The following is a 19178-nucleotide window of genomic DNA, read 5'->3' as shown; positions in this document are numbered from 1 at the left end:
GCACGGACATAGCCGTGACGTCCGTACTGTGGTTCCGCCGGGACCTGCGGATCGCCGACCATCCCGCGCTGTTGGCCGCGGCCGCCGACGGGCCCGTACTGGCGTGCTTCGTGCTCGATCCCCGGTTGGAAGCGAGCACGGGCGCCCGCCGGTTGCAATTCCTTGGTGACGCCCTGCGCGCCCTGAATCGACGACTCGACGGACGACTGTTGGTCACGCGCGGGCTGCCGGAGACCGTACTGCCGGCCCTGTGTCAGACGTTGGGCGCTACCTCCGTGCACGTGACGGAAGACTTCTCGCCGTTCGGTCGGCGGCGCGATCGACGGGCCGCAGCAGCCCTCAGTCCGACACCGTTGGTGGCGACCGATTCGCCGTATCTGGTTCCCCCTGGCCGGGTCCGCAAGGACGACGGCACACCGTATCGAGTATTCACCCCGTTCCTACGCCGGTGGCGGGACGCGGGCTGGCCTTCACCCGCCCGATCCGAGCGGTCATCGACGAAATTCATCGACCCCGCCACCGTCAGCTCCACAGCACCCCCGACGACCATTCCGGACCTCGGCGTGAGGCTGGGAATTTCCGCGGAATCACCGGCGGCGCAATGGGCAGAATTCGTCACCGATGGATTGGCGGAGTACCGGACCGACCGAGACCGCCCCGATCGCGACGCGACCAGCCGGATGTCAGCACATCTCAAATTCGGCACCCTGCATCCGCGTACCCTGGCCCCCGACCTCTCAGCATCAGAGCCCGGCCCCGGCGCTTTTCTGCGGGAGCTGGCGTTTCGCGACTTTTACGCGGCGGTGCTCTATCACTGGCCGCGGAGCGCCTGGAACAACTGGAACGAGAATTTCGACGCAATCGCGATCGACACCGACGCCCCGGCGCAGCAGCGGTTCGCTGACTGGCGAGCGGGTCGGACCGGTTTTCCAATCGTCGACGCCGGGATGCGTCAATTGGCCGCCACCGGGTTCATGCACAACCGGGTTCGGATGATCACCGCGTCGTTTCTGGTCAAAGATCTGCACCTGCCCTGGCAATGGGGGGCGCGTTGGTTCCTCAACCAGCTCATCGACGGCGATGTCGCCAGCAACCAACACGGCTGGCAGTGGTGCGCCGGAACCGGCACCGATGCCGCCCCTTACTTCCGCGTGTTCAATCCCGCGGTCCAGGGCGAAAAGTTCGACCCGGACGGTGTCTATATCCGACGTTGGGTTCCTGAACTGGCCTCAGCCGCTGACCCCCATCTGCGCCGCGGAGCACGCCCTGCCGGCTATCCCGCTCCCCTTGTCGACCACCGACGCGAACGGACCGAAGCGTTGCGTCGCTACCGTGAATTGCGGTGACCGGCTGCTGACATCACCCCCACCGGGGTGCGCCGGCTGTGTCAGGCTGGGTCCTATGCGCATATCGACGTTGTTGACCGCCACCGCGGCCGTCGGCGCCACTGCGGCTGCCGGGAGCGCGGTGACCACCCCGGCGGTCCGCTCAGCGTGGTACCGCCGGTTGCGCAAGCCGGGCTACCAGCCTCCGTCGGCGGCGTTTCCGGTGGTCTGGCCGGCGCTGTACGCCGACATCGCGGCCGTGTCGGCGTACTGCATCGATGAACTGCACGAGCAGGGTGAAACCGCAGCCGCGCAGCGTTATCGCGTGGCCTTGATCCTCAACCTCGTGTTCAACGCGGGCTGGTCCTGGCTGTTCTTCGGTCGGCGCCGGTTGGGTACGGCCGCGATGACCGCGCTCGCCTTGACCGCCAGCGGTGCCGATCTGACACGACGAGCGATCGAAGCCGGCGGGAGGCGCGGGGCACTGCTGGCTCCGTATCCCGCCTGGTGTGGGTTCGCCACCGCACTGTCCACCCACATCTGGTGGCTCAACCGCGGTCGCTCCCGGCGTTCTTGACCCGGCCCAGCAGGTGTCGCAGCACCGGTTCGAGATGATCGTGGCGGAACACGTGACCGCCGGCGTGCAGCCGCGCCGGCGCCACCCGCTGGCTGGCCTGCGCCATCTCGGCGGCCCCCTGCTTGCCCAGCAGCAGGCGCGGTCCCTGGGCGGGCACCGGCAACACGGTCGGTCGGCGCAAGACCCGGCCCAGGGTGCGGGTGTACTCGGAGTTGCGCACCGGGTTCGGGGCGACAGCGTTGACCGGTCCACGCAACGCGGTGTCCCACAGGCCGCGGTGGATGATGTCGATGAGGTCGTCGATGCCGATCCAGGACAGCCACTGCTGTCCGTCACCGAGCCGGCCGCCGAGTCCCGCCCGGAACAGCGGCAACTGCAGGCCCATCGTTCCACCGCGTGGGGACTGCACGATCCCGATCCGCAGCTGCACGACCCGCTGGCCGGCCGCGTCGGCCGGGGCGGTGGCGGCCTCCCAGTCCACCGCCAGCTGCGCCAGGAAATCGTCGCCGCGCTCGCTGTCCTCGGTGAGCACCTCGTCGCCGCGGTGCGCGCCGTAGTAGCCGATCCCCGAAGCCGACACCATCGTCACCGGGGCAGCGCTGGCGGCGACCAACTCGGCCAGCCGCCGGGTCGGGACCAGCCGCGAATCCTGTAGCTCGCGGCGGTGCGCCTCGGTGAACCGACCGGCGACCGATTCGCCTGCCAGATGGATCACCGCGTCGACCCCGGACAGCAGATCCGGATGCGGGTCAGACGGATTCCATTGCCGCTCATCGCGGTTGACGGCCGGTCGACGAACCAGCCGGATCACGGTGTGTCCGCCGGTGGTCAGGAACGGGACCAGCGCCGAGCCGACCAGCCCGGAGGCGCCGGTCACCGCGATCGTGAGCGGGCCCAGCCCGGCTGCGGCGGCACGGGCATGGGCGGCCAGATCGGCCGCCAGTTGGTGGTGCCGGTAGCGGAACATCGGCCGCAGCGCGAAACCCGGTACGACGGTGTCGATTCGGTCGGTAAGCCGGGTACGACCGTCGCCGAGATCCTCGAACTCGTGGTGGTGCCGCCAGCGCACCAGCGCCCACGCGGGCAGCGACGCCGGCCCGCCGCGGTCGATGGTGTCGACGAACCGGCGGGGCGGGTCGTACTGGTCCGGTTGGTGCTGGGCGACCCAGCGCAGCCCGCCGGGAAGGCGCAGTTCGGCCCGTCCGTCGGCGAGTGAGAGCGCCTCGGCGCGCACCCGCATCGACTGCCAGGGCGGCGAGAGCCGGTGGATCGCCCCCGGCCGGGCGTGCCAGGCGAACACGTCGTCGCGCGGCGCATCGAACACGCTGGAATAGGTCAGGCTCATATCGGCGACCCTAGAGTGCGGCGCGCCGGGTTAGGCTTCCGGCATGCGAACCGCGCGGGTGGTGGCCGCGGGCGTCTGTGGCGTCACCCTCGGCGTGTTGAGCGCGGTGCCGGCCCAAGCCGGGCCCTACAGCACGGATTTCACCAGCCCGTCGGGCAATATCAACTGCGCCATCTGGGAATCCGGCCACGACATCGCACCCCATGTGCGCTGCGACCTCAAAGAACGCACCTTCGCTCCACCACCGCGCCCCACCGACTGCGCAATGGGTCCGTGGGCGAAGAGCGTGACCCTCAAACGAGGCGAACCCGCCGAGTTCCACTGCATCTCCGATTCGGTGATCAGCGCCGACGCCGTGGTGCTGGAGTACGGCCGCGAGATCAATGCCGAGGGGTTCGACTGCCGCAGCCGGGCCGACGGCATCACCTGCACCGACGCGACCACCGGCAACGGCTTCCGGCTGGCGCGGGACTCTTACGAGTTCTACTGATCCGGTTCGGTCGGTTCTCCTCCGGGCCAGGTGCCCGGCATCATCGGCAGTCCGGCCGAGCCGTCGAGGTGGGCCAACCCGCTCGCCGTGATCGAGGCCGTGTCGCCGAGGGTGCCGGCGAATCCGAACCGACCCGCTCCGTGATCGGAGGCCCACGCCGCAGTGTCGGGAACCGGTGGATCGGGTTCATCGGGTGCGGCAAGGTATTCGAAGCGGTAGCCGCGGTCGATCACCCCCGGCCGGCGCTGCCGGGTTGGTCGTCGGGAACCGGTAGCCGACCGCTCGGCGGCCTCGGCCACACCGGCCGGGACCGGCGCCTGCTCCCGGGCGCGGGCCCGCATGCGCACACCGGGCTCGGGGTCGGGAGTCGCGCCCACGAGGTAGGGCAGGAATCCGCCCGGTGGGGCGCCGGGCGGCGGCGCCGCACCGGCGAACCCCGGCGCGGTCACCGGCGTCCCCGGTGCCGACGCCGGTAACGGTGCAGCACCCGGCGGCGGCGCCGCGGCGGCGACCGGCTGGGTCACCGGGACCTCCGGTGCGCCCGCGGGCACCGGGGCCGGTGTGACGGGTGCGGACGCCGGCGCCTGCACATCGGCGAGTTGGGCCAGACCCGCCAGGCCCGCAACGCCGCTGAAGCCCGGCAGGATCCCGATGGGTGGGACCAACGCGAACATCGCCTCGGTCAGATCGGTGATCTGCGGCGCGAAGGTGAGCGCGACTTCGCCTGCCCAGTGCGGGACTTCGGTGATCAGCACCGGGTCGGTGAGCAGATGGGTGATCGCTCCTGCCGGGTCGGTGGGAAACCCGCTGAGATCGGTGCCGATGGCTTGGGCGACGTCCCCGATGCGGGTCTCCCACCAACTCAGCTTGGTCGGGCCGCCGTCGTCGTCTTGGCTCTTGCCGGGGGTAGCGGCCTTCACGATCCGCGGCGCCGGGCTCACCTGTGGACTCGCCGCGACCGCGGTCGACGACGCGGCGTGATAGGCGGTCATCGTCGCCGCCGCCTGGACCCACATCCGCAGGTAGTCGGCTTCGTTGACCGCGATCGGTATGAGGTTGATGCCGAAGAAGTTCGTCGCCACCAGCACTGCGTGCACCGCGTGGTTGGCGGCCAACTCGGCGAGGGTGGGCATTGCGGCCAGCGCGGCCACATACGCGGCCGCGGCGGTCTCATGACCGGTCGCGGTGGCGCCGGCCGCTGCGGCGGCCTGGCCCAGCCACGCCAGATACGGCAGATGCGCCGCGACATAGGATTCCGCTGTCGGCCCCTGCCAACCACCGGTCTGTACGGCCGCCAGGGTGGCGCTGAGTTCGTCGGCGACAGCGACGTATTCGGCGCCCAGCGCACGCCACGCAAGCGCCGCACTCAGCAGGGTTGGGCTGCCCGGGCCGCTGCTCAGTGCCGCGGAATGCACTTCCGGTGGCGAGGCGATCCACAGCGGCGCGGTCATCGGCGTGGGGTCCGAGCCCGACCGGCGCGGTGTCCCCTCTTCGCCGGGCGCACCACCGTGTCGGTGAGTGAGGTCATGGCGGGTCCTCCGCGCTCCCGGATGGTCGGGTGATCGTCGTCAACCCGTGTGACCCCAGCCTAGGGACGCAATATCCGCATATGCTGTTTTTTAACTATTTATATCCTGCATATACGGTTATCTGTTGACGGTGAGGAACCCGGTCAGCAGTAGCGCCCGGGTCAGTTCGATCTGCTGTCCGCACCGCAACCCCGGCAACTCGCCGACCCGGAACGGCGTTCGCCGGTCGACCACGAACCGTAGTGCCTCGCCATGATCGGGGCCGCGGCTGAGCAGCATCTGCGCGAACTGCAGAGCGACGCCGTTCGGCAGCGCGACCACCCGCGCGTACAGCGGGTGATGCTTGCGCACCTCGGTGTCGGCGTCGAGATCGACCGCGCTCGGCACCGTCGGCACCGGTGGCGAAGGAGCGCGACGGGCCAGAATGTTCGCCAGTGCGGCCACCCCGTCGGCCACCGCGTCCGGTTCCACAACAGCGGGCACCGTCGTCGCCAGCAGCGCAGCCACCTGCCGACGCAGGTCGACGTCGTCGAGGTAGCGGGGTGGAAGACGCTCGTGCAGACGATCGTCGCGGATGCTCAGCGCGTGCAGGACATGGGTCAGCACCGTGAGCACGGTGGGCGCGTGCACGCCGACGGTCAGATGCATCGAGGTCTCGGTGTCGGATTCGGCGGCGTGCGGACGCCCCCGCGGCAGATACAGCACATCCCCGGGCCGAAGGCGAACGTCGGTCGGGGCGGGCAGCGCCGCCCCCACGAGTTGTTCGTGGCGCTGCATGACATGCGGGGGCACCGGGTGTTCACCGTAGAGATGCCAGAGTTTCGAGCCGTGCAGCTGCAGCACCAGGACGTCGTGCGGGTCGTAGTGCGGGACGAACCCGGTGGCCGCCGGCGGTGTCAGGTAGGCGTTGACCTGGACCGGGAAGTTCAGTTCGACTTCCAACGCGTGCGCAAAAGTGGCGATCCCGCGCGCGTAGCGTTCCAGCTTGTTCACCACGACGGTGTAGCCGCGGTCGAAATCGGCCCGCACGAGCGGCCGGTCGAGGCTCCCGTCGCCCCGCCGGTAGTGCTCCGGCTCCCGGCTGTCGTCACCCCGTACCAGGCGCAGGGTTGCCGGGTCCGCGGCCACCCGCTCCAGCAGCTCCTCCAGCCCGGCCGGTGCGGCCACCACGGAATCGAACCAGCCCGGTTGGTCGCGACTGATGTGATGGTGCCGCACGCCCCAGATGTGGTCGAAGAAGCCCTGCACCGTCAGCGGGTGCAGCAGCTGAGCCAGAACGGAATCGACCGTGGCGCCTCCCGGGGCGTGAGGGCCGGACGCCCGGCCGGGAATGCAGCCTACTCCGGAATTCTGGGTGCCCTTGCCCGCCAGCGGTTTCGGCCCCGGGTGCCGACGTCGCGACCCGCGGTCACATGTTGATCATGTGACCGACCAGGCCGTGGAAGCACTCTTGCAGCGCCTCGGACATGGTCGGGTGAGTGTGCACGTTGCGGGCCAGTTCGTTGGCGGTCAGGTCCCACTTCTGGGCGAGCGTGAGCTCGGGAAGCAGTTCGGACACGTCGTGGCCGATGAGGTGCCCGCCGAGCAGTTCGCCGTAGCGGGTGTCGGCGATGAGCTTGACGAACCCACTCGGGTCGCCCGCGCCGTGCGCCTTCGCGTTGGCGGTGAACGGGAACTTCGCGACCTTGATGTCGTAGCCCTCCTCGCGGGCCTGCTCCTCGGTGAGACCGAAGCTGGCGACCTGCGGCTGGCAGAAGGTGGCGCGCGGCATCATCCGGTAGTCGCCCAAGGTCATCGTCTCGGCGCCGCCGATGGTCTCGGCGGCCACCACGCCCTGGGCTTCGGCGACATGCGCCAACTGCAGCAACCCGGTCACGTCACCGATCGCGTAGATGTGGTCGACGCTGGTGCGCATGTACTCGTTGACGCCGATGCCGCCGCGCTCGGTCAACTCCACGCCGGCCTCCTCGAGGCCGTAGCCCTCGACGTTGGGGGCGAAGCCGATGGCCTGCAGGACCTTGTCGGCGGTGAGCGTCTCGGTTTTGCCGTCCTTGCTGACCGTGACGGTGACCCGGTCGCCGTCGTCGCTGATGTCTTCGACTTTGGTGGCGGTGCGGATGGTGACACCGAGCTTCTTGAACTGCTTCTCGATCTCCTTGGAGACGTCGGCGTCCTCGTTGGGCAGGGCGCGCGGCAGGAATTCGACCATGGTGACGTCGACGCCGTAGCTGGCCAGGATGTAGCCGAACTCCATGCCGATCGCGCCGGCGCCGGCGATGACGATGGAGTCGGGCAGGTCACGGGTGAGGATGAGCTTCTCGTAGGTGACGACGTTCTCCGACAGCGAGGTTCCCGGCACGAGTCGGGTGCTGGAGCCGGTCGCGATGATCGCGTTGTCGAACGTCAGCTCCTCGGTGCCGCCGTCGTTGAGCTCCACGCTGAGCGTGCGCGGGTCGGTGAAGCTACCGCGGCCCTGGTACTCGGTGATCTTGTTCTTCTTCATCAGGTAGTGCACGCCGGATACCCGGCCGTCGGCGACCTTGCGGCTGCGGTCGAAGGCCACGCCGTAGTCGAAGGTGACCTCACCGTTGATGCCGAACAGCTCGGCGTCCTTGGTGAACACCTGCGCCAACTCGGCGTTGCGCAGCAGCGCCTTGGAGGGGATACAGCCGACGTTCAGACAGACTCCGCCCCAGTACTTCTGCTCGACGACAGCGGTTTTCAGCCCGAGCTGGGCGGCGCGGATCGCCGCGACGTACCCGCCGGGACCGGCTCCGAGGACAACGACGTCATAGTGGCTAGTCACCCGTTCACCTTATCGGTGCGCCGGGGCCCCCGGCAGCCCAGCTGGCGGGTTGGCTCAATACGGCAGGATCCCGAGCAGGCAGCGTCCGCCGAGCTGCTCGCTCACCTGGCAGTAGTAGTGGCCGTACAACGGCGCGGCACCGATCACCGACGCGGCGATCGCGCTGGTCAACGCGAGAGCGGTCGCCGCGACCAACGGTTTGCTGCTCATCATCGCCAGGATCAGCCCGGCGACGGTGCAGGCGACGACATAGACCAACGTGACGAAGACCGCCGGCGTCTTGTCGATCAGATCGACCCACCAGTAGTAGAGCCCCAGCCCGATCGCCATCGCCGGCAACCACACCGCGGCGAACACCAGCACCAGCTTCCACCATTTCAGGTAGCTGTACTGGCCCGGCACCACCACCGACCGGGCCGGCACCGCGGCGATCTCACCGGTGTCGGCGTCGGCGTCGGTGTCGGGGGTCGCCGGCGCGACGAGGGCATCGTCGGGGCCCTCGGGCTCGAATTCGTCGGCGAGGTCGGCTTCGAGGTCGGCCACCCCGTCGGAGTCGGCCTCGGCCTGCGACCAGGCGCGGGCATCACCCTGCGACCACGATCCCGAGTCGGCGTCGGCCCAGGTCTCCGGTTCGGGTTGGGCGCTCAGCTGCCCGGAATCGACGCTCTCGGCGAGTTCGGCGTCCGCTTCGGCCGCCAACGGCTCGGGGAACGGTCCGGAGTCGAAGATCGGCGCCGCGGTCGGCTCGGTCTGCGGCAGCGATTCGGGATCGACTGTGCGGTCGGCTTCCCGATCGGGTTTGTCAGCCACCCTGCACCACCTCGAGCGCCGCGAGGGCGCCGAACCAGCCGGGCGCCACCGCCAACACGAACGCACCCAGCGCCGTCATCCACCGGCGTCCCGACGTCGCGACCATCAGCACACCGGCCGCGCTGGGCACCCCGACCACCAGCGCGATCACCACGTCGGGACGCACCGGGGTGTGGACGAGCTTGGTGACGCCGATGCCGACGACGATGCCCACGGCGACACCGAGCAGCATGGCGCTGGCCAGGACCCAGGGGCGTGGCAGGGGAATCACACCGTCGACTTTACTGCGCATGTGCGCCGCTAGCGCGGCACCGACGCGGCGCGCCCCCCGTTGTCCCGGTCGGCGCCGGTAACGATCGGCTGGGCAGCGAGCTCGGCGGTCTCCTCGTCGGTGAAGGTCCGGCCGCGGGTCAGGAACCGTTGTCCCTCGGGGGCTTCCAGGCTGAAACCGGCTCCGCGGCCGGGTACCGCGTCGATGATGAGCTGGGTGTGCGCCCAGGCCACGAACTGCGGCCCGGAGATCCATACCGGGACACCGTGCTCGCCGGTCTGGCCGCCGACGTCGAGGGTGCCCAGCAGGACGTCGCGGTCACCGATCAGGAACTCCCCGTCGGGGTAGCACATCGGTGCCGATCCGTCGCAGCAGCCGCCGGACTGGTGGAACATCACCGGCCCGTGCTGGTCCTGCAACCGCGTCAGCAGGTCCGCGGCGGTCTCGGTGATCACCACCCGCGCGGTCATCAGAACAGGCCCTGCGCCTTGTCACTGTAGGAGACCAGCAGGTTCTTGGTCTGCTGGTAGTGGTCGAGCATCATCTTGTGGTTCTCCCGGCCGATGCCGGACTGCTTGTAGCCGCCGAACGCGGCGTGCGCCGGATAGACGTGGTAGCAGTTGGTCCAGACCCGGCCGGCCTTGATGTCGCGGCCGGCCCGGTAGGCGGTGTTGATGTCGCGACTCCACACCCCGGCGGCCAGCCCGTAGAGGGTGTCGTTGGCGGTCGCGATGGCGTCGTCGTAGTCGGTGAACGAGGTGACGGTGACGACCGGGCCGAAGATCTCCTCCTGGAAGACCCGCATCGAGTTCTGCCCCGCGAAGATCGTCGGCTGGATGTAGTAGCCGCCGGACAGGTCGCCGCCGAGGTCGGCGCGCTCCCCGCCGGTCACCAGCTTGGCGCCCTCCTGTTTGCCGATCTCGATGTAGGACAGCACCTTCTCGAACTGGTCATTGGAGGCCTGGCTGCCGATCATGGTGTGCGGGTCCAGTGGGTCACCCTGCCGGATCGCCTTGGTGCGGATCGCCGCCAGCTCGAGGAACTCGTCGTAGATGTCCTCCTGCACCAGCGCCCGGGACGGGCAGGTACACACCTCACCCTGGTTGAGCGCGAACCCGGCGAACCCCTCCAGCGCCTTGTCCTGGAAGGCGTCGGAGGCGGCGAGCACGTCGGAGAAGTAGATGTTCGGGCTCTTGCCGCCCAGTTCGAGGGTGACGGGGATGATGTTCTGGCTGGCGTACTGCATGATCAGCCGGCCGGTGGTGGTCTCGCCGGTGAACGCGATCTTGGCGATCCGGTTGGAGGAGGCCAGTGGTTTGCCGGCCTCGGCGCCGAAGCCGTTGACGACGTTGACCACGCCGGGCGGGATCAGGTCGCCGATCAGGCTCATCAGGTACATGATCGACGCCGGGGTCTGCTCGGCGGGTTTGAGCACCACGGCGTTGCCCGCGGCCAGCGCCGGGGCGAGCTTCCAGACCGCCATGAGCAGCGGGAAGTTCCACGGGATGATCTGACCGACCACGCCGAGCGGTTCGTGGAAGTGGTAGGCGACGGTGTCCTCGTCGATCTGGGAGAGGGTGCCCTCCTGAGCGCGGATGGCACCGGCGAAGTAGCGGAAGTGGTCGACCGCGCCGGGCAGGTCGGCGGCCAGCGCCTCGCGGATCGGTTTGCCGTTGTCCCAGACTTCGGCGACGGCCAGCGCCGGCAGGTTCTCCTCGATGCGGTCGGCGATCTTGTTCAGGATCACCGCGCGTTCGGCCGGGGCGGTCTTGCCCCACGCCGTGGCCGCGGCGTGCGCGGCGTCGAGGGCCTTGTCGATGTCGGCGGCGTCGGAGCGGGCGACCTCGCAGAACACCTCCCCGGTGACCGGGGTGGGGTTCTCGAAGTAGCGGCCCGCCGCCGGCGGCACCCACTGCCCGCCGATGTAGTTGTCGTAGCGGGACTGGTAGCTCATCAGCGCATCCGGGCTGCCGGGGCGCGCGTAGACGGTCATCTCACCACTCCTCGTCGTCGCTGCGCGCCGAGGGCATCGACCGTGATCCGGGGGTGGCCTCGCTCGCGCGGTGTTATGCACCTCACACTACCGCCGCGGCGCCGGGCCGGCCCGGCTACCGGACTACAGTTCCCCGGCCAGGTAGCGGGCCCGGCACTCCCGCCGGGCGAGTTTGCCGCTGGTGGTGCGCGGGATCCGGCCGGCACTGACCAGCCGGACGTCGGCCACCGGCACGGCGTGGTGCCGGGAGACCGCCGCCCGGATCGCCTCGATGACCGGTTCCGGATCGGTGCGCCCGGCCCCGGTGCCACGCTCGGCGATGATCACCAGTTCCTCGCCGCCGCGCGCGCCGGGCACCGAGAAGGCGGCGACGTAGCCGGTGCGCACCGCGGTGGACGCCGCGCCGACGGTGGCCTCGATGTCCTGCGGGTAGTGGTTGCGCCCGTCGACGATCACCAGGTCTTTGATGCGGCCGACGATGTAGAGCTCGTCGTGCAGGTACATGCCCAGGTCGCCGGTGCGCAGCCAGGCGGCGCCGACCGGCGCGCCCTCGGCGTGACTGCCGGAGTCCAGCCGGGTCTGCAGTTTGTTCTCGAAGGTGAGCGCGGTCTCCTCCGGGCGGCGCCAGTAGCCGCGGCCGAGGTTGTCGCCGTGCAGCCAGATCTCCCCGACCCGTCCGTCGGGCAATTCGGTGTCGCTGTCGGTGTCGACGATGACCGCCCATTGGCTGCGCGCCACCCGGCCACAGGACACCTGGGCGACCGCGGTGGGCGCATCGGCGGCCACCTCCACCGCCCGACCGGCCCCCAGGGCCTCCCGATCGAGGTAGGTGGCCGTGGCCCGGGCGGCGGGGTCGATGGTGGAGACGAACAACGTCGCCTCGGCCATCCCGTAGGACGGTTTCACCGTGGTCGCCGGCAAGCCGTAGGGCGCGAACGCCTCGGTGAACCGCTGGATCGAGTCGATGTTGACCGGTTCGGAACCGTTGATCAGCCCCACCACGTTGCTCAGGTCGAGCTCCTCGCCGGGCTTCGGCCGACCGCGCTGCGCGGCCAGCTCGAAGGCGAAGTTGGGTGCCGCGGCGATCGTCCGCCCGTAGCGGGACTGCTCGGCGAGCTCGCGGATCCACCGGTGCGGCCGGCGCACGAACGCGGTCGGCGACATCAACGTGATGTGTCCGCCGCACACGGCCGGGAACATGATCATCAGCAACCCCATGTCGTGGAAGAGCGGCAGCCAGCTGACACTGCGGCTGGTCCAGTCCACCCCGACCGACATGATCATCTGGATCAGGTTGGTGAACACCCCGCGGTGGGTGATCTCCACTCCGGCCGGGGTGCGGGTCGACCCGGAGGTGTACTGCAGGTAGGCGATGTCGTCGGTGCCGATCGTCGCCGGGGTGTAGCCGGCGCCGACGGCGTCCGGCAGCGCGTCGATCGCGAGGACGCGGGGCCGGCGGGTGGGCGCGATGGCGCGCACGATCGGCTGCACGGTGTCGGCCACCTCGGCGGTGGTCAGCACGACCGTCGGCTCGGCGTCGGCCAACACGGCGTGCAACCGATCGGATTGGCCGGGTAGTTCGGGGGCGAACAGCGGGACCGCGATGCCGCCCGCGGCGATCGCGGCGAAGAAGCCCACCACGTAGTCGACACCTTGCGGCGCCAGGATCGCCACCCGGTCACCGGGGGCGCTGATCTGCTGCAACCGGGCGGCCACCGCCCGCAGACGCGCACCGAGCCGGTCCCAGGACAATTCGACGGCCCGCCCGTCGGCGGTGTGACGGTAGTCGAGGTAGCGGTAGGCGGTCGTGGCGGCGAGGTCGGCGACGTTGGCCTCGAGAACCGACACCAGGGTGGCGCCGTCGGGGATGACGATGTGGCCTTCGGAGTCGAGGAAGTCGGCAAGCTCGGGCTTACGCACCGCGAAACTTGTGGCAACTCTCTGATTCATAAGGACAGAATAAGAGTTCTATCTGTGAAATCCAGTTACATGTACATAACAGTCTGGTGATTTTCGCCACGACTCGACGGTGGTCGAGACGGCCCCCACCTCCCCCTTTCCTTCGGCCTTCGCCTCGGCGGTCACAATGAGGGCCGTGAACACCGACCCGCATCTCTGGCTGGAGGACATCACCGGCGACGCCGCCCTGGACTGGGTGCGCGCCCACAACGCCCCGACCGTCGAACGGTTCGCCGGCCCGGAGTTCGACGCCCTGCGCACCGCGGCGCTGGAGGTGCTCGACACCGACACCCGCATCCCCTACGTGCGACGGCGCGGCGAGTTCCTCTACAACTTCTGGCGGGACGCGCAGAACCCGCGCGGGCTGTGGCGCCGCACCACGCTGGAGTCCTACCGCCGCGATCACCCGGACTGGGAGGTGCTCATCGACGTCGACGCGCTGGGGCGCGACGACGACGTCAACTGGGTATGGGCCGGCGCCGACGTCATCGAACCCGAGCACGACCGCGCGCTGGTCAGCCTGTCCGCCGGCGGCTCCGACGCCGCGATCGTCCGCGAATTCGACCTGACCACCTGCCAGTTCGTCGCCGACGGATTCGAGCTCCCGGAGGCCAAGACGCATCTCACCTGGCTGGACGGCGACACCGTCCTGGTCGGCACCGACTTCGGCGCGGGGTCACTCACCGAGTCCGGTTATCCGCGGGTGGTCAAACGCTGGCGCCGGGGGCAGCCGCTCACCGCCGCTGAGACCGTGTTCGAAGGCGCCGCCACCGATGTCGCGGTCACCGCCCGCTGCGACCGCACCCCCGGCTTCGAGCGCACCTTCCTCACCCGGGCCGTCGACTTCTTCAACGACGAGGTCTATCAGCTGCGGGAATCGCCCGGCGGCGACGAGTTGATCCGGTTGGACGCCCCGACCGACGCGTCGGTCTCCGCACACCGGCAGTGGCTGCTGATCGAGCTGCGCTCCGACTGGACCACACCGACGGCCTCCTATGGTGCGGGCTCGCTGCTGGCCGCCGACTACGACGACTTCCTCGCCGGCACCGCCGAACTCACGGTGGTGTTCGAACCAGACGACCACACCGCGCTGCACCACTACGCCTGGACCCGCGACAAGCTGGTGCTGGTCACCCTCGCCGACGTGGCCAGCCGGGTGCAGATCCTCACCCCCGGCAGCTGGCGAGCCGACCCGGTGCCCGAGGTGCCGGCCAACACCAGCGTTGTGGTGGTCGCCGCCGACGACGACGGCGACGAGATCTTCATCGACTACAGCGGTTTCACCAACCCGTCCCGGCTGTTGCACGGCCCCGCCGGCGGGCCGCTGCACCAGATCAAGGCCGCGCCCGCGTTCTTCGACAGCGCGAACATCACGGTCACCCAGCATTTCGCGACCTCGGCGGACGGGACCGCGATCCCCTATTTCGTGGTGCGTCCCGACGGAGCGGCAGGCCCGACCCTGCTCGGCGGTTACGGCGGGTTCGAGGTAGCCCGCACTCCCGGCTATGACGGCGTGCTGGGCCGGCTGTGGCTGGCCCGCGGCGGCACCTACGTGCTGGCCAACATCCGCGGTGGCGGCGAATACGGTCCGCGCTGGCACACCCAGGCCATGCGGGAGGGCCGGCATCTGGTGGCCGAGGATTTCGCGGCCGTCGCAGCCGACCTGGTCGAGCGGGGCATCACCACCGCCGAGCGCCTGGGCGCCCAGGGCGGCAGCAACGGCGGGCTGTTGATGGGCATCATGCTCACCGCCTACCCGCACCTGTTCGGGGCGCTGGTGTGCAGCGTTCCACTGCTGGACATGCGCCGCTATCACCGGCTGTTGGCCGGGGCGTCCTGGGTCGCGGAATACGGCGACCCCGACGATCCCGCCGAATGGGAATTCATCGCGAAATACTCGCCGTACCACAATATTTCAGCGTCCGCCGAATACCCGCCGGTGTTGATCACCACTTCCACCCGCGACGACCGGGTGCACCCCGGGCACGCGCGGAAGATGACCGCCGCCCTCGAGGAGGCCGGCCACCGGGTGCGCTACTACGAGAACATCGAGGGTGGGCACGCCGGCGCCGCGGACAACGCGCAGGTGGCATTCCGGTCGGCGCTGAGCTTCTCATTCCTGTGGGAGATGCTCGGCGGCGCAGGCTAACCGCTGCGGCGCAGCCCGCCGAGCACACCGGTCAGCACGCCGACCGCCACCAGGATCCCGCCAGCGGCCAGGGTCAGGTTCAGCCAGAGATGCAGGCTCGCCACCGCGTGATCGACCATGATCTCGGCGATCCTGCGGATGTCCCCGGCGGTGGTGTTGAGGACCGCATCGAGACGGCCGCGCCCGACCTCGATCCCGGCCCACCCGCCGGCGCCGACCAGTAGTGCCGACACCCCCAACCAGGCCAGCGCACGGCCGCGCCTGCGAGCCATCGCGACCACGCCGAGCGCGGCCGCCGCGGCGAGCACGCTCGCGCCGATGCTCACCACCGGTCCCCACACCCGCAGGGCACGCAGTTGCCCGGACCGCAGCGCCTCGGGCGTCGCGGTCACCGGCACGGTCACCGTCGCCGGCACCTCGCCGATGAAGGGTCGAAAGGCGCTGTCTTCGAGCATCGGTGCCACATCGATGCTCAGGTCCTCGCCCTGACCCGCACCGGTGAACAGCCACCGGTGCGCAGCGCGGTTGACGTGCGCGAACTGGGCCGGAAAATCCGGACCGGCGGTGTAGGCGGCAGCCACGTCGTGCACCTGCAGGCTGTCGGTACCGTCGGCGTCGGAGACCCGCATCGCCTGGGTGGTCAGCTGCGCGGCCACCGCGGCCTGCAGACCCGGGTCCTCCGCCGCCTCGGCGGCCAGCGAACCGTAACCGTCGGTGTCGACGAGGTGACGCTGCGCCCACACTCCGGGGACCGCCACCGCCAGCGCAGCCGTGGCGATCAGCCACAGCACTGCCGTGGCGAGCAGTCGCACTACTTGGCGACGCGGCGCGGCCGCGCCAGCGCCACGCGGGTCATGAGCTTGTTCATCCGCGTCAGCGCCTTGAACGAGTTGTGGTAGTAGTTGCCGCCGGCGCCGGCGTTGGTGCGCGGGATGACGACGGTCTCCTGGCGGCAGAACTTCCGGATGCCGTCGACGCCGCCGAAGCGGGCACCGATGCCGGAGGTCTTCCAACCGCCCATCGGCGCGGTGGTGCACATCAGGTTGGTGATGACGTCGTTGACGTTGACCGCGCCGCAGTCCAGTTGCAGCGCGATGTCGCGGGCGCGGTCGTGGTCGCGGGAGAACACCGAGGCGCTCAGCCCGTAGGGGCTGGCGTTGGCCAACCGGATCGCCTCCTCGACCGTCGCGACCTTCATGATCGGCAGGGTCGGTCCGAAGGTCTCCTCGGTCATACACGCCATCGAGTGATCGACGTCGACCAGCACGGTCGGCGGGTAGAAGCTACCCGGGCCCTCGGTGCGCTTGCCGCCGGTGAGCGCGCGTGCCCCGGCAGCCTGGGCGTCGCGCACGTGACGTTCGGTGACGGCCAGTTGCTCGTCGTTGATCAGCGCACCGAAATGGGTGCCCTCGCCGGCCCCGACCTGCAACGCCTCGACGTCGCGCAGCACCGCGCTGACGAACTGGTCGTAGACCGGCTCGAGGACGTAGACCCGTTCGACCGAGACGCAGGTCTGTCCGGCGTTGAACATGCCTCCCCACACCGCGGCGTGGGCGGCCAGATCGATGTCGGCGTCCTCCAGCACGATCATCGGGTCCTTGCCACCCAGTTCGAGACTGACCGGGGTGAGCCGGCGCGCGGCACGCTCCATCACCTTCACACCGGTGGCGCTCGATCCGGTGAACTGCACGTAGTCGGCGTTGTCGATGACCGCTTCGGAGACCTCGCGGGCCCCTTGGGCCAAGGTGAACACTTCCGGGCCGCCGGATTCCAGCCAGCCGCGGCGCAGCAGTTCGGCGGTCAGCGGCGTGCGCTCGGAGGGTTTGAGCAGCACTGCGCACCCGGCCGCCAGCGCGCCGATCGCGTCCATCATCGCGTTGGCGACCGGGTAGTTCCACGGCGCGATGATGCCCACGACCGGACGCGGCCGGTAGTGGACGCTGATCTTCTTGATCGCCAGCAGCTTCGACGGGGCGGGGCGCTTCTCGGGCGCCATCGCCTTCTCCATCGTCTTGATCACGTAGGACAGGATCATGATCAGCAGCGGCACTTCCTGGACCGCGTCGGTCTTGGACTTGCCGGTCTCGGCGATCAGCAGGTCCTCGATCTCCTCCCGGTGCTCGCCGAGCCACACCGCGAAGCGCGCCAGTGTCTTGGCGCGGCCCTTGGCGCCGCGTTGTTCCCATTCCCGTTGCGCGGCGCGCAGCCCCGCGGCGATCTCGGGGATGGCGGCCGGATCGGTCCAGGTCACCTGCCCGGCGACCTCACCGGTGGCCGGGTTGTGAATGGTTCCGGTGTGTGGGGTCTGCAGGTCAGAAGTCGCGGTCATGACACCATGCTAACCGCCGGATGTGATCTCCGTTACCGTGCCCTCGACGGGTGTCAAGTCGGTGCGATGCCGCGGAGGTAGGCAGCCTGGCCCAGATGCTGGGCGCAGTCGTCGACGATGCTGACCAGCCGTACCCCGGCGGTGACCGGCGGGTCCCAGTTGCGGTCCACGATCCGGCCGAGTTCGGCGGCGTCGACCCCGCCGAGATAGTCCAGCGTCGCCGCGTGCACCGCGCGGTAGTAGCCGGCCAGCAGTTCGGCCGGCGCGCGGACCTTGCCGACCTGCTCGGGGGTGTGGCCGTATCCGGTGTCGTCGCGGTCCAGGTCGAGGCCGAAACGGTCCACCCACTCACTCCACACCTGGGTGGTGCCGGCGATGTCGGCGATCTGGAAATCCTGCCCCCGCGCCGAATGCCACAGCAGCCAGGCGATGCTGTTGGCCGAGTCGGTGGGGCGGTAGTCGGCGATCTTGTCGGGCAGGCCCTCGGTGAGCGCGTCGGCGTGCTCGATGAGCCGGGTGAACGCGTCGCGCAGCAGGGCCTGGATGGCGTCGGTTTCACTCATGGGCTCGACGCTACGCCCGCCTCACACCGTGACGGTGTAGCCCAGGTCGACGTCGCAGGCCGCCCGCCCGCCGCGAATCCCGAAGTTCTCCTTGGTGTTCTCCCGGACCACGATCGCGACGTGGTCACCCGGGATGCCCAACGCGGCGAGACGTTCGACGATGCCGCGGTAGAGCGCGCGTTTGGCCTGCAGTGAGCGGCCGGCGAAGCAGTCGATAGTGACCAGCGTGTACCGCTCGGGGTCGGCGAGCTTCGCCGGGCAGGCGAACCGGTGCGGTTCGTGGACCAGTAGTCGCACGCAGCGGCCGTCGGCGGGCACGTCGAACGCGGCCATCAGCGCGGCGTGCACCGCCTCGATCAGCGCCGTTTCCTCGTCGCGGGAGTAAGTCCGGCGGATCTCGATCACGGAGTTGGGCATACCGCGATCATCACATGCCGCGGCCACGGATCACCCCGGTACCAGCGCGGCGACCAGGAGATCGAGGCGCTCATGGACATAACCGGGACGCAACCGATGATCGCGGTCCAGGGTGACCAGCCCGTGCAGCGCCGCCCACACCACCTCGGCGTAGGTGTCGACATCAGCGGTCCCGGCGACCAGCGCGACCACTTCCCGCAGCGCGGCGAACGCGTCGGTCAGCGCCGCCGGGGTGTCTTCGGCACCGAAGTGCAAAGTGGACGACCGGGTGAACATCGCGTCGTAGAGAGCCGGGTGCTCGACGGCGAAGCCGACGTAGGCGGCGGCGAGCCGGCGCAGCGCCTCCGCGCCGCTGGACGCGCCGGCACCGGCGGCGCGCAAGGCCTCGGCGAGTTCGCCGAATCCTTCCAGCGCGACCGCCGCCACCAGCTCGTCCATGCAGCCGAAATGCGCATACAGCACCGGTTGGCTGTACTCGACGGCCGCGGCGAGGCGGCGCGTGGTGACCGCCTCCCAGCCTTCGGCGGCAGCGAGTCGCCGCGCGGCCGCGACGATCGCGTCTCGGCGGGCCGCCCGGTAGCGGGCGCGTCGGTCCGAGATAGCCATGGCAAGAAT

General features: G+C 69.7%; 18 protein-coding genes. 4 read left to right on the top strand and 14 right to left on the bottom strand.

The genetic code is table 11. The annotated features are described in order from the left end of the window. Positions 1-14 precede the first annotated feature (14 nt). Together AWC30_RS05190 and AWC30_RS05185 are read left to right on the top strand one after the other, a co-directional pair. Positions 15-1346: a cryptochrome/photolyase family protein gene (locus tag AWC30_RS05190; RefSeq protein WP_085109130.1), complete on the top strand. Its 1332-nt coding sequence runs from the start codon at positions 15-17 to the stop codon at positions 1344-1346. Between the two features lie 55 nt (positions 1347-1401). Next, positions 1402-1902 (top strand): TspO/MBR family protein, encoded by a 501-nt coding sequence (locus AWC30_RS05185; RefSeq protein ID WP_085109129.1) that lies wholly within the window; start codon positions 1402-1404, stop codon positions 1900-1902. Here AWC30_RS05185 and AWC30_RS05180 read toward each other — a convergent pair. After that, complete coding sequence (locus AWC30_RS05180) at positions 1874-3247, bottom strand: TIGR01777 family oxidoreductase (RefSeq protein WP_085109128.1); 1374 nt, start codon at positions 3245-3247, stop codon at positions 1874-1876. The two genes, AWC30_RS05185 and AWC30_RS05180, sit on opposite strands and share 29 nt — an antisense overlap. Positions 3248-3290: 43 nt before the next feature. Between AWC30_RS05180 and AWC30_RS05175 the strand changes: the two genes are divergently transcribed. Further along, positions 3291-3737, top strand: coding sequence for a DUF6636 domain-containing protein (locus AWC30_RS05175; protein ID WP_085109127.1), 447 nt, complete (start codon positions 3291-3293; stop codon positions 3735-3737). Here AWC30_RS05175 and AWC30_RS05170 read toward each other — a convergent pair. The 8 genes from AWC30_RS05170 to AWC30_RS05135 all read right to left on the bottom strand — a co-directional run bounded on the left by AWC30_RS05170 (position 3731) and on the right by AWC30_RS05135 (position 13096). Then, the gene (locus AWC30_RS05170; RefSeq protein WP_085109126.1) at positions 3731-5188 is read right to left on the bottom strand and encodes a PPE family protein; all 1458 of its coding nucleotides are present in this window, start codon (positions 5186-5188) and stop codon (positions 3731-3733) included. The two genes, AWC30_RS05175 and AWC30_RS05170, sit on opposite strands and share 7 nt — an antisense overlap. A 195-nt stretch (positions 5189-5383) precedes the next feature. Further along, complete coding sequence (locus tag AWC30_RS05165; protein WP_234807943.1) at positions 5384-6514, bottom strand: cupin domain-containing protein; 1131 nt, start codon at positions 6512-6514, stop codon at positions 5384-5386. A 160-nt stretch (positions 6515-6674) separates the two neighbouring features. Next, positions 6675-8072 (bottom strand): dihydrolipoyl dehydrogenase, encoded by a 1398-nt coding sequence (lpdA, locus tag AWC30_RS05160; protein WP_085109124.1) that lies wholly within the window; start codon positions 8070-8072, stop codon positions 6675-6677. Between the two features lie 54 nt (positions 8073-8126). Next, on the bottom strand, positions 8127-8882 hold the full coding sequence (locus AWC30_RS05155) for a hypothetical protein (RefSeq protein WP_085109123.1): 756 nt from the start codon (positions 8880-8882) through the stop codon (positions 8127-8129). Further along, complete coding sequence (locus AWC30_RS05150; RefSeq protein ID WP_085109174.1) at positions 8875-9153, bottom strand: putative holin; 279 nt, start codon at positions 9151-9153, stop codon at positions 8875-8877. The genes AWC30_RS05155 and AWC30_RS05150 overlap by 8 nt, the downstream gene beginning before the upstream one ends. A gap of 29 nt (positions 9154-9182) precedes the next feature. Next, positions 9183-9623 (bottom strand): DUF779 domain-containing protein, encoded by a 441-nt coding sequence (locus AWC30_RS05145; protein WP_085109122.1) that lies wholly within the window; start codon positions 9621-9623, stop codon positions 9183-9185. Beyond that, a complete protein-coding gene (exaC, locus tag AWC30_RS05140; protein ID WP_085109121.1) occupies positions 9623-11146 on the bottom strand; it encodes an acetaldehyde dehydrogenase ExaC in 1524 nt (507 codons plus the stop codon). Before exaC ends, AWC30_RS05145 begins: the two co-directional genes overlap by 1 nt. A gap of 123 nt (positions 11147-11269) precedes the next feature. Further along, positions 11270-13096, bottom strand: coding sequence for a fatty acyl-AMP ligase (locus tag AWC30_RS05135; RefSeq protein ID WP_085109120.1), 1827 nt, complete (start codon positions 13094-13096; stop codon positions 11270-11272). A gap of 136 nt (positions 13097-13232) precedes the next feature. On the opposite strand from AWC30_RS05135, the gene AWC30_RS05130 reads away from it, so the two are divergent. Then, positions 13233-15254, top strand: a complete 2022-nt coding sequence (locus AWC30_RS05130; protein ID WP_085109119.1) for a prolyl oligopeptidase family serine peptidase — start codon at positions 13233-13235, stop codon at positions 15252-15254. Here AWC30_RS05130 and AWC30_RS05125 read toward each other — a convergent pair. From AWC30_RS05125 to AWC30_RS05105, 5 genes are read right to left on the bottom strand one after another with little or no spacing between them, the layout of a single operon-like run. Further along, positions 15251-16066: a hypothetical protein gene (locus AWC30_RS05125; RefSeq protein ID WP_085109118.1), complete on the bottom strand. Its 816-nt coding sequence runs from the start codon at positions 16064-16066 to the stop codon at positions 15251-15253. The two genes, AWC30_RS05130 and AWC30_RS05125, sit on opposite strands and share 4 nt — an antisense overlap. Next, entirely contained in the window at positions 16066-17583 is a 1518-nt protein-coding gene (locus AWC30_RS05120; RefSeq protein WP_085109117.1) for an aldehyde dehydrogenase family protein, read from the bottom strand. Before AWC30_RS05120 ends, AWC30_RS05125 begins: the two co-directional genes overlap by 1 nt. A gap of 53 nt (positions 17584-17636) precedes the next feature. Further along, positions 17637-18146 carry a mycothiol transferase gene (locus tag AWC30_RS05115; protein ID WP_085109116.1) on the bottom strand — a complete coding sequence of 170 codons (510 nt, stop codon included), beginning with the start codon at positions 18144-18146 and terminating at the stop codon, positions 17637-17639. Positions 18147-18167: 21 nt separating this feature from the next. Then, positions 18168-18563 (bottom strand): tautomerase family protein, encoded by a 396-nt coding sequence (locus AWC30_RS05110; RefSeq protein ID WP_085109115.1) that lies wholly within the window; start codon positions 18561-18563, stop codon positions 18168-18170. A gap of 30 nt (positions 18564-18593) precedes the next feature. Further along, positions 18594-19169, bottom strand: a complete 576-nt coding sequence (locus AWC30_RS05105; RefSeq protein ID WP_085109114.1) for a TetR/AcrR family transcriptional regulator — start codon at positions 19167-19169, stop codon at positions 18594-18596. Positions 19170-19178 lie beyond the last annotated feature (9 nt).

It is taken from the genome of Mycolicibacillus trivialis (assembly GCF_002102395.1).
Taxonomy (GTDB): Bacteria; Actinomycetota; Actinomycetes; order Mycobacteriales; family Mycobacteriaceae; genus Mycobacterium; species Mycobacterium triviale.
Note: the sequence above shows the minus strand (reverse complement) of the source record. Positions and strands in the feature narration are given on the sequence as shown.